Genomic DNA, 8600 nt, shown 5'->3' with positions numbered 1-8600 from the left:
CGGCGACGATCCCCCCGCCGATCTGGTCGTCATGGCGGTCGGCATCCGCCCCAACACCGCGCTCGCCGAAGCGTCCGGCCTGCACTGCAACCGCGGCATCGTCGTCAACGACACGATGCAGACCTTCGATCCGCGCATCTATTCCATCGGCGAATGCGCCGCGCACCGCGGCATCGCCTACGGCCTGGTCGCGCCGCTGTTCGAGCAAGCCAAGGTGTGCGCCAACCACCTGGCGCATTACGGCATCGGCCGCTACCAGGGTTCGATCACCTCGACCAAGCTCAAGGTCACCGGCATTGACCTGTTTTCGGCCGGCGACTTCATCGGCGGCGAAGGCACCGAAGCGATTCTCTATTCCGATCCCATCGGCGGCGTCTACAAGAAACTCGTCATCAAGGACAACAAGCTGGTCGGCGGCGTGATGGTCGGCGACACCGTCGACGGGGTCTGGTATTTCTCGCTGCTGCGCGACGGCAAGAACATCGACGAGCTGCGCGACCATCTGATGTTCGGCCAGGACCACTGCGGCAACCTCGGCCACCAGGGACACAACCGCGCCTCCAGCATGACCGACGACATGGAAGTGTGCGGCTGCAACGGCGTGTGCAAGGGCGACATCGTCAAGGCGATCCGCGAAAAGGGACTGTTCACGCTGGAAGACGTGCGCAAGCACACCAAGGCGTCGAGTTCGTGCGGCTCCTGCACCGGGCTGGTGGAGCAGATTCTGGCGGTCACCGCGGGTGGCGATTATTCCGCCACGCCGAAGACCAAATCGGTATGCGGCTGCACCGACCACACCCATGAGGAAGTTCGCGCGGCGATCAAACAGAACAAGCTGCTGACGATTCCGCAGGTGATGCGCTTCATGGAATGGCGCACGCCCAACGGCTGCGCCAGCTGCCGCCCGGCGCTCAACTATTATTTGATCGCCACCTGGCCGGGTGAGGCCGAGGACGATCCGCAATCGCGCTTCATCAACGAACGCGCCCACGCCAACATCCAGAAGGACGGCACCTATTCGGTGATCCCGCGCATGTGGGGTGGCAATACGACACCGTCCGAGTTGCGCCGCATCGCCGAGGTCGCAGAGAAATACAGTATTCCCACGGTGCATGTCACCGGTGGCCAGCGCATCGACCTGCTGGGCGTGAAGAAGGAAGACCTGCCCAAAGTGTGGGCCGACCTCGACATGCCATCGGGTCACGCCTACGGCAAGGCGCTGCGCACGGTGAAGACCTGTGTCGGTTCAGAGTGGTGCCGCTTCGGCACCCAGGACTCGACGCAGATGGGTATCGATCTGGAGAAGACCTTTTTCAAGATGTGGGCGCCGCATAAGGTCAAGCTTGCGGTATCGGGCTGCCCGCGCAACTGCGCCGAAGTCGCGATCAAGGACGTCGGCATCATCGGCGTTGATTCCGGCTGGGAAATCTACGTCGCCGGCAACGGCGGCATCAAGACCGAGGTCGCGCAGTTCCTGGTCAAGGTGAAAACCCCCGACGAGGTGCTGGAGTACACCGGCGCCTTCCTGCAGCTGTATCGCGAGGAAGCGCGCTACCTCGACCGCACCGTGCACTACGTCGCGCGCGTCGGCCTCGACTACGTGAAAAAGAAAGTCCTCGACGACGCCGAAGGGCGGCGCGCGCTGTACGAGCGCCTGCTGTTCGCGCTGTCGGTCGAACGCGACCCGTGGCTCGAGCGCGCCAAGGAAGGCAAGCTGAAACATGAATTTGAAACCGTCGCCGCCTGAAGGAAGACACCATGAACCCAACTGATCTGAACCCGTGGGTCGCCATTCTCCAAGTGGGCGACATCCCCAAACTCGGCGCCCGCGTGGTGCGTCACGGCAGCCTCGACATCGCCGTGTTCCGCACCGCGGACGATGAAATCTTTGCGCTGGAAGACCGCTGCCCGCACAAGGGCGGGCCGCTGTCGCAGGGCATCGTGCACGGCATGAAAGTCGCCTGCCCGATGCACAACTGGAACATCGAGCTCGATTCCGGCTGCGCGGTGGCACCCGACCAGGGCTGCGCGCGCGAGTTTCGGGTCAAGGTCGAAGATGGCCGCGTGTGGCTGGATTTCGCCGCCGTCGAGCCTGCCGCTGCCTGAGCCGATGAACCGCCCCGCGTACGGCGGGGCATAAAGGGGCAGGGCGCATGACGGCCTGCTTCAACACTACGCAACACCCGGACGGAGATTTCCATGACGCGTGATTTCTGGAAAGCGGGGCACCCCCCCACTTTGCTGTCAGCATTTCTGTATTTCGACATCGCCTTCATGGTGTGGGTCATGCTGGGGCCGCTTGGCGTGCAGATTGCCACCTCGCTCGGCCTCACCGCTGCGCAAAAGGGGATGATGGTGGCCACCCCGGTGCTGGCGGGCGCGCTGCTGCGCATCGTCATGGGCATCCTGGTCGATCATCTCAAACCGAAAAAAGCGGGACTGATCGGCCAGGTGGTGGTGATGGCTGCGCTGGCCTGGGCCTGGCTGTTCGGCATCCACAGCTACCGCGAAATCCTCATGCTGGGCGTGGCGCTTGGTTTTGCCGGGGCGGCCTTTGCCGTGGCGCTGCCGCTGGCGTCACGCTGGTATCCGCCGCAGCATCAGGGCACGGCATTGGGCATCGCCGGCGCGGGCAATTCCGGCACCGTGCTGGCGGCGCTGTTCGCGCCGGGACTGGCGGTGGCCTACGGCTGGGGCAATGTGTTCGGGCTGGCGCTGATCCCGCTGGGCCTGGCTTTCCTGGTGTACCTGGTGTTTGCAAAGGATGCCCCTGACTGTCCGCAGCCAAAATCTCTGCACCAGTACATGAACGTACTCAAAGACAAAGATGCGTGGTGGTTCATGTTCTTCTACTTCGTCACCTTCGGCGGCTTCGTCGGGCTCGCGTCCAGCCTCACCATCTACTTCAACGACCAGTACGGCATGGCGCCGGTGGAGGCGGGGTATTTCACCGCCGCCTGCGTGTTCGCCGGCTCGCTGGTGCGCCCCATGGGCGGCATGCTGGCCGACCGCATCGGCGGCATCCGCACCCTGCTCGCCATGTACCTGCTGGCCGGCATCTTCCTCATCATCGTCAGCTTCGGTACGCCCAGCGCAGGCCTGGCGCTCGCCGGGTTCATGCTGGCGATGGGCAGCCTGGGCGTGGGCAACGGCGCGGTATTCCAGCTGGTGCCGCAGCGCTTCCGCAAGGAAATCGGCGTGATGACCGGGCTGGTCGGCATGGCCGGCGGCGTCGGCGGCTTCTATCTGGCCGCCAGCCTGGGGTATATCAAGGGGCAGACGGGCGACTATCAGCAGGGTCTGCTGATCTTTGCCGGACTGTGTTTTGTCGCGCTTGTCGGGCTGTCCAAGGTGAAGACCCGCTGGCGTACCACCTGGGGCGCAGTGGCGGTTTCAGGCGCAAGGGTTTAGGACGAGTCGAGAGTCGAGAGCGGAGAGTCGAGAGCCGGTAGCCGGACGCTTCTATAATCCGCTCACCGCGCACCTCACCACTCACCACTCTCGACTCACCACTCTCGACTCTCAGCTCCCATGCCCCTGACCCTCGAATTCGGCTACGCCACCGCAACCGGGCCGCGCGAGCGTAACGAGGATTATGGCGGCTTTGTCGAGCCGGATGCGCGGCTGGCGGCGACCAAGGGAATGCTCGCCGTGGTGGCCGATGGCGTGTCCGGCGGGACGCATGGCCGCGAGGCGGCCGAGTCTTCGGTGCGCAACCTGCTGGCCGATTACTATGCCACGCCCGACACCTGGGAGATCCCGCGCGCGCTTGGAACGGTGCTGGGTGCCATCAATCGCTGGCTGCATGGGCAGACCGCCTCGCGGGTCGATCCGGGCGGCATGGCGACCACGCTGACCGCGCTGGTGCTGCGCGGCCGCCGCTATCACTATGCCCACGTCGGCGACAGCCGTCTGTATCGCCTGCGCGGCGAAACGCTCGATGCGTTGACCACCGACCACGTGTGGGAAACCCCCGGCATGTCGCATGTGCTGAAACGCGCGCTTGGACTTGATACCCATGTGTTGCCGGACTTCGGCGAAGGCGAGCTTGCGCCAGGCGACATTTTTCTGCTGGTGTGCGACGGCGTGTGGGAGCCGCTCGGCCAGCTGGAGCTGCATCGTCTATTGAAACTGTACGCTGCACCGCAGCGTGCTGCCGATGCGCTGGTGGAGGCGGCCCACGCACGCGGCGGGCAGGATAATGCCAGCGCCCTGGTGGCGCGTGTCGTCGCCGTGGGCGAGGCCGACGCCCCACTCATCGAAGCACACGAACTGCCACTTCCGGGCAAGCTCAAGCCCGGTGCGCGACTCGACGACTTCATCGTCGAGGCCGAACTCCACAGCAGCCGCGACTCCCTGATTTATCGGGCGCGCCATGCCGAAACCGGGCAGCGCTGGGCGCTCAAAACCCTGCAGCCGGTGTTGCAGGGTGACGCCGACGCCGCGTGCCGGCTGCTCGCCGAAGAGTGGTTCCTGAAGCGGGTGCACTCGCATTATTTCCCCGACGTGCTGCCGTTGCCCGGGCGCAATTTTCTCTATTTCGCGGTGCGCTATTTCGACGGCGCGACGCTGCAGGACAAGCTCGACGCCGGCCAGCACTTTTCTCCGGTCGAGGTGGTCACGCTCGGCATTCGCGTATTGAAGGGTCTCGCTGCGCTGCACCGGCTCGACATCGTCCATCGCGACCTCAAGCCCGCCAACCTGCACGTCGACGCCGAAGGCAAGCTGCGCATTCTGGATCTGGGCGTGGCGCGCTGCCCCACGCTCGACGCGCGCGAAGACCATGCCCAGCCCGGCACCCCCAGCTTCATGGCGCCCGAACTGTTCGGCGGCGCCGAGGCCAATGCGCAAACCGACCTGTACGCGGTCGGCGCCACCCTGTATCACCTGCTCACGCGCAAATACCCGTACGGCGAAATCGAACCGTTCCAGCATCCGAAATTCGGCGAGCCGGTGCCGCCCGCCCGCACCCGTCCCGACCTGCCGCCCTGGCTGGAAAACGTCATCCTGAAAGCCGTTGCGCGCGTTCCGGCACAACGTTTCGAGACCGCCGAAGAAATGCTGCTCGCACTGGAACGCGGCGAAGCCAATCCTCTCCTGCGTCGCCGCACGCCACTGATCGAGCGTTCCCCGGCGGGCGCCTGGCCGCTCGTCGCGGCCGCTTCGATCACGCTGAATCTGCTGTTGCTGTTTTTGCTGCTGGCAAGTTGAAGGCACAGATCCACTAGAGCCTGCTTCCGACCCGAAGGGCCGTTCGGCCATCGGTCCCATGAAGGTCAGCTATCTGAGGTGGAGCCGCCGTTCGCCAGTTGGCCGTGGACTTCGGCTCCTCGGCCTTTACAGACTGTTATCGAGCCCTGAAGCCGTGGGCTGTCCCCAAGTCTTCACGCGGGCGAGCAAGTGGCGCACCTGCAACATTTTTGATTGACCTTGTTAAACACGTTGCCTGTAACTAATTTCTAGTTACAATAGGCAACTATTTAGTATAACCTTACTCTAACAACCGCATGGCAAAGCACGACAAAACCTTTCAGAAATTGTCTGCGAAGCCTACACCGGCGGACATTAAGTGGAATGAATTGAAAGGGTTTCTGGAACATTTGGGTTACAAAATGCTGCCCGGAAGTGGTTCTCGTAGGAAATTTTTTCACAAGGGCAAAGACGCCCTCATTATCTGCCATCAGCCTCACCCCTCCCCAGACGTGGATAAAGGCTGTATTGCTGATGTGGTTGAACATCTGAAAAAGTACGAACTTATTTAATTACTTAGGAAGTTGGAAGAATGGATGTTCTCAAATATAAGGACTATGAGGGAACGGCAGAACTTGACATGGAACGCAAGGTTTGCCGAGGGAAGATATTGTTCATTGATGACCTTGTTACGTACGAGGCCGACACTCCTGCGAAGCTTCAATATGAGTTTGAAGCGGCGGTCGACGACTACATTGAAACGTGCTCAAGCCTTGGCCGGGAACCGCAAAAACCATTAAGAGGCCAATTTAATGTGCGTATTCCGCCGGCCATGCATAAGGATGCAGTACTCCGTGCCTTGACTGACAAAGTAAAGCTTAACGATGTTGTCGTGAGTGCCTTAAGTGCCTTTCTCTACGCCAACGCGGACGTGAATCACAACATTCTTGTAACAGTTAATTTGCCTCAGGAATCTATGGACACACTCGTGTCAACGCTATCCACTCAGTCCCCGCAGCAGTGGAGGACGAAAACCATGGGGACTTCTAATTATGCCCAGTGACAATAAAAGCCCAGTACAACCAGTCGCCGAACCGCTCTCTATTCATGAACTTGGTGCTGTATTAGTACGGCACTATGGAATCCATGAGGGGCTATACAATGTGTTGGTTGAATTCCAAATTGGTGTTGGCCCCGTTGGGCCAAAAGAAAGCCTAACTCCAGGTGCAATGATTGGGGTTTCTAAGATCGGATTAATGGCTTCAACTGAGGCTGGACCTGCAACTGTGGATGCTTCAGAGGTCAATCCAAAGAAAGGGTCTCGTAAGAAATCCGTTAAATAGTGTTGTAATTTGTGGTGCCCTGCAGTCTGTTCAGTGTCGGAAGTGATACTTCGGATTTTTTAGAAGCGATCATTCTCAGCGGCAACTGGCGGACTCCCAGCCTGAGTAGGCTTGTCCGCTAAGGCCGATCATCAGAAATACGCGCCGATTTAACGCCTGGCCACTTACTGACTTACAGCTGCCGCCCAGTAACGCATTTTCCCCGCTCCGCCAGTGATGGTTGATGGCCGACTGCGGTCATAGCGTCCCACAGGGTGCCGGTGCGGCAGTAGATGGTGTTGATGTATTGCACGTAGCGTCGCCCGAGGGCGATGATGAGCCGGGGCATGGTGCCCTCATGGCAAAGTTAATGTAAGCCTGGCCCTTTGATTTTCCTGGATTTCAGGAAATAAAATCAAGTTGAATTCCTGTTTGGACGACATGCTGATACGACCAGGTGGAAGTGGATTTCGTGCTCGAAAGCACGGATCGTCAGCTTATCGGTATCGAAGTCAAAGCTGCTGCCACTGTCACCCACGATGATTTCCGTGGACTCAAGAAACTACAAACCCTGACCGGGAAGAGATTTGTCAGCGGCATCGTATTGCATGATGGCGACCAGGCGCTGCCTTTTGGCGAGGGTTTGTGGGCTGTTCCATTCGCCATGCTGTAGCGTGAAACTCGCGCGGCGACTCGCGCGACTGGAACGACCCACCCTGCAGGGTCGTGCGCGGGTCAGCGTATCTCGGGCAGCACGATGTTGACTTCGATCACCTCGAAATTCCCCTGCTTTTCCAGCCCGACCTTGATGTCTTCCGGGTTGATCTTGACGTATTTCGAGATCACCGCGACCAGGTCCTTTTGCAGATCGGGCAGGAAATCCGGGCCGGACAGGCCCACGCGCTCGCGCGCGATGATGAGTTGCAGGCGCTCTTTGGCGACCGAGGCGGTGGCTTTCTTTTCGCCGAAAATGTGGGAGAGCCAGGACATATTACTTGCCTCCGAACAGGCGCTTCAACAGGCCCGGTTTGTCGTAGTCGACGAAACGCAGCGGGTGCGTTTCACCGAGGAAGCGGCCGATCGCATCCAGGTAGGCGTCGGCCACCGGCGTGTCTTTCTGGTGGATCGCGGGGATGCCCTGGTTGGATGCGTGCAGCACGGCCTCGGATTCGGGGATGACGCCCAGCAGCGGAATCCGCAGCAGTTCCTGAATGTCGGTGTAGGTCAGCATTTCGCCTTCGTGCGCGCGCTTCGGCGAATAGCGGGTGACCAGCAGGTGTTCCTTCACCGGCTCGCGGCCTTCGATGGCGCGGCGGCTTTTCGACTGGATGATGCCGAGGATGCGGTCGGAATCACGCACCGAGGAGACTTCCGGGTTGGTGACGACGATGGCCTCGTCGGCGAAGGTCAGCGCCATCACCGCGCCGTGCTCGATGCCGGCGGGCGAATCGCACACGATGTAGTCGAAGCCCTGGTGTTCCAGGTCCTTCAGCACCTTCTCCACGCCTTCTTCGGTGAGCGCGTCCTTGTCGCGCGTCTGCGAGGCGGGCAGCACGAACAGGTTGTCGGCGTGCTTGTCCTTGATCAGCGCCTGGTGCAGGTTGGCGTCGCCCTGGATGACGTTGACGAAGTCGTACACCACGCGGCGCTCGCAGCCCATGATGAGGTCGAGATTGCGCAGGCCGACGTCGAAGTCGATGACCGCGGTTTTTAAGCCGCGCAGTGCAAGGCCGCTGGCGATCGATGCGCTGGTGGTGGTTTTGCCAACGCCGCCCTTGCCGGAGGTGATGGTGATGATGGTGGCCACAGAGCTTCCTTTTTTTCTTGGGGATTAGAGAGATTCGATGATGATCTGGCTCGCATCGGCCAGGCGGATTTGCGCCGGCTTCTTCGCCACGGCGGCGTCCAGCGCCGTGTCGAAGGTGCGATACACGCCCGCGATCGAGACCAGCTCGGCTTCGAGATGCGTGGTGAAAATCCGTGCCGTGACGTCGCCGCGCGCGCCCGCGAGCGCCCGGCCCTTGAGCGGCGCATACACGTGGATACTGCCGTCGGCGATCACTTCCGCGCCGGGGTTGACTGCCGCCA

General features: G+C 61.1%; 11 protein-coding genes. 8 read left to right on the top strand and 3 right to left on the bottom strand.

Features of this window, described 5'->3' with window-relative positions; genetic code table 11:
* From nirB to ABW22_RS16050, 8 genes are all read left to right on the top strand, one after another.
* The coding region (nirB, locus tag ABW22_RS16075) for a nitrite reductase large subunit NirB (protein WP_082709049.1) at positions 1-1747 on the top strand (1747 nt) is incomplete at its 5' end.
* Between the two features lie 11 nt (positions 1748-1758).
* Complete coding sequence (nirD, locus tag ABW22_RS16070; protein WP_059759259.1) at positions 1759-2106, top strand: nitrite reductase small subunit NirD; 348 nt, start codon at positions 1759-1761, stop codon at positions 2104-2106.
* A 93-nt stretch (positions 2107-2199) separates the two neighbouring features.
* Positions 2200-3411 (top strand): nitrate/nitrite transporter, encoded by a 1212-nt coding sequence (locus ABW22_RS16065; RefSeq protein WP_059759257.1) that lies wholly within the window; start codon positions 2200-2202, stop codon positions 3409-3411.
* Between the two features lie 120 nt (positions 3412-3531).
* Complete coding sequence (locus ABW22_RS16060) at positions 3532-5211, top strand: bifunctional protein-serine/threonine kinase/phosphatase (protein WP_059759252.1); 1680 nt, start codon at positions 3532-3534, stop codon at positions 5209-5211.
* A 296-nt stretch (positions 5212-5507) separates the two neighbouring features.
* Positions 5508-5762, top strand: a complete 255-nt coding sequence (locus tag ABW22_RS16960; RefSeq protein ID WP_082709048.1) for a type II toxin-antitoxin system HicA family toxin — start codon at positions 5508-5510, stop codon at positions 5760-5762.
* A 20-nt stretch (positions 5763-5782) separates the two neighbouring features.
* Positions 5783-6253 carry a type II toxin-antitoxin system HicB family antitoxin gene (locus tag ABW22_RS16055; protein WP_059759249.1) on the top strand — a complete coding sequence of 157 codons (471 nt, stop codon included), beginning with the start codon at positions 5783-5785 and terminating at the stop codon, positions 6251-6253.
* A complete protein-coding gene (locus ABW22_RS16955) occupies positions 6243-6533 on the top strand; it encodes a hypothetical protein (protein ID WP_082709046.1) in 291 nt (96 codons plus the stop codon). The genes ABW22_RS16055 and ABW22_RS16955 overlap by 11 nt, the downstream gene beginning before the upstream one ends.
* 436 nt (positions 6534-6969) lie before the next feature.
* Positions 6970-7185 (top strand): hypothetical protein, encoded by a 216-nt coding sequence (locus tag ABW22_RS16050; protein WP_059759246.1) that lies wholly within the window; start codon positions 6970-6972, stop codon positions 7183-7185.
* 62 nt (positions 7186-7247) lie between these two features.
* On the opposite strand, the gene minE is transcribed toward ABW22_RS16050, so the two are convergent.
* From minE to minC, 3 genes are all read right to left on the bottom strand, one after another.
* Positions 7248-7502, bottom strand: coding sequence for a cell division topological specificity factor MinE (gene minE, locus ABW22_RS16045; RefSeq protein WP_059759242.1), 255 nt, complete (start codon positions 7500-7502; stop codon positions 7248-7250).
* A 1-nt stretch (position 7503) separates the two neighbouring features.
* Positions 7504-8319 carry a septum site-determining protein MinD gene (gene minD, locus ABW22_RS16040; protein ID WP_059759238.1) on the bottom strand — a complete coding sequence of 272 codons (816 nt, stop codon included), beginning with the start codon at positions 8317-8319 and terminating at the stop codon, positions 7504-7506.
* Between the two features lie 24 nt (positions 8320-8343).
* The coding region (gene minC / locus ABW22_RS16035) for a septum site-determining protein MinC (protein WP_082709044.1) at positions 8344-8600 on the bottom strand (257 nt) is incomplete at its 5' end.

This window comes from Thiobacillus denitrificans (genome assembly GCF_001530125.1).
GTDB classification, from domain to species: Bacteria; Pseudomonadota; Gammaproteobacteria; order Burkholderiales; family Thiobacillaceae; genus Thiobacillus; species Thiobacillus denitrificans_C.
Note: the sequence above shows the minus strand (reverse complement) of the source record. Positions and strands in the feature narration are given on the sequence as shown.

Bases quoted from the DNA above. Each gene is read 5' to 3' on its own strand.
- nirD (WP_059759259.1), top strand. From the start codon at position 1,759: ATGAACCCAACTGATCTGAACCCGTGGGTCGCCATTCTCCAAGTGGGC.
- ABW22_RS16065 (WP_059759257.1), top strand. From the start codon at position 2,200: ATGACGCGTGATTTCTGGAAAGCGGGGCACCCCCCCACTTTGCTGTCA.
- ABW22_RS16060 (WP_059759252.1), top strand. From the start codon at position 3,532: ATGCCCCTGACCCTCGAATTCGGCTACGCCACCGCAACCGGGCCGCGC.
- ABW22_RS16960 (WP_082709048.1), top strand. From the start codon at position 5,508: ATGGCAAAGCACGACAAAACCTTTCAGAAATTGTCTGCGAAGCCTACA.
- ABW22_RS16055 (WP_059759249.1), top strand. From the start codon at position 5,783: ATGGATGTTCTCAAATATAAGGACTATGAGGGAACGGCAGAACTTGAC.
- ABW22_RS16955 (WP_082709046.1), top strand. From the start codon at position 6,243: ATGCCCAGTGACAATAAAAGCCCAGTACAACCAGTCGCCGAACCGCTC.
- minE (WP_059759242.1), bottom strand. From the start codon at position 7,502: ATGTCCTGGCTCTCCCACATTTTCGGCGAAAAGAAAGCCACCGCCTCG.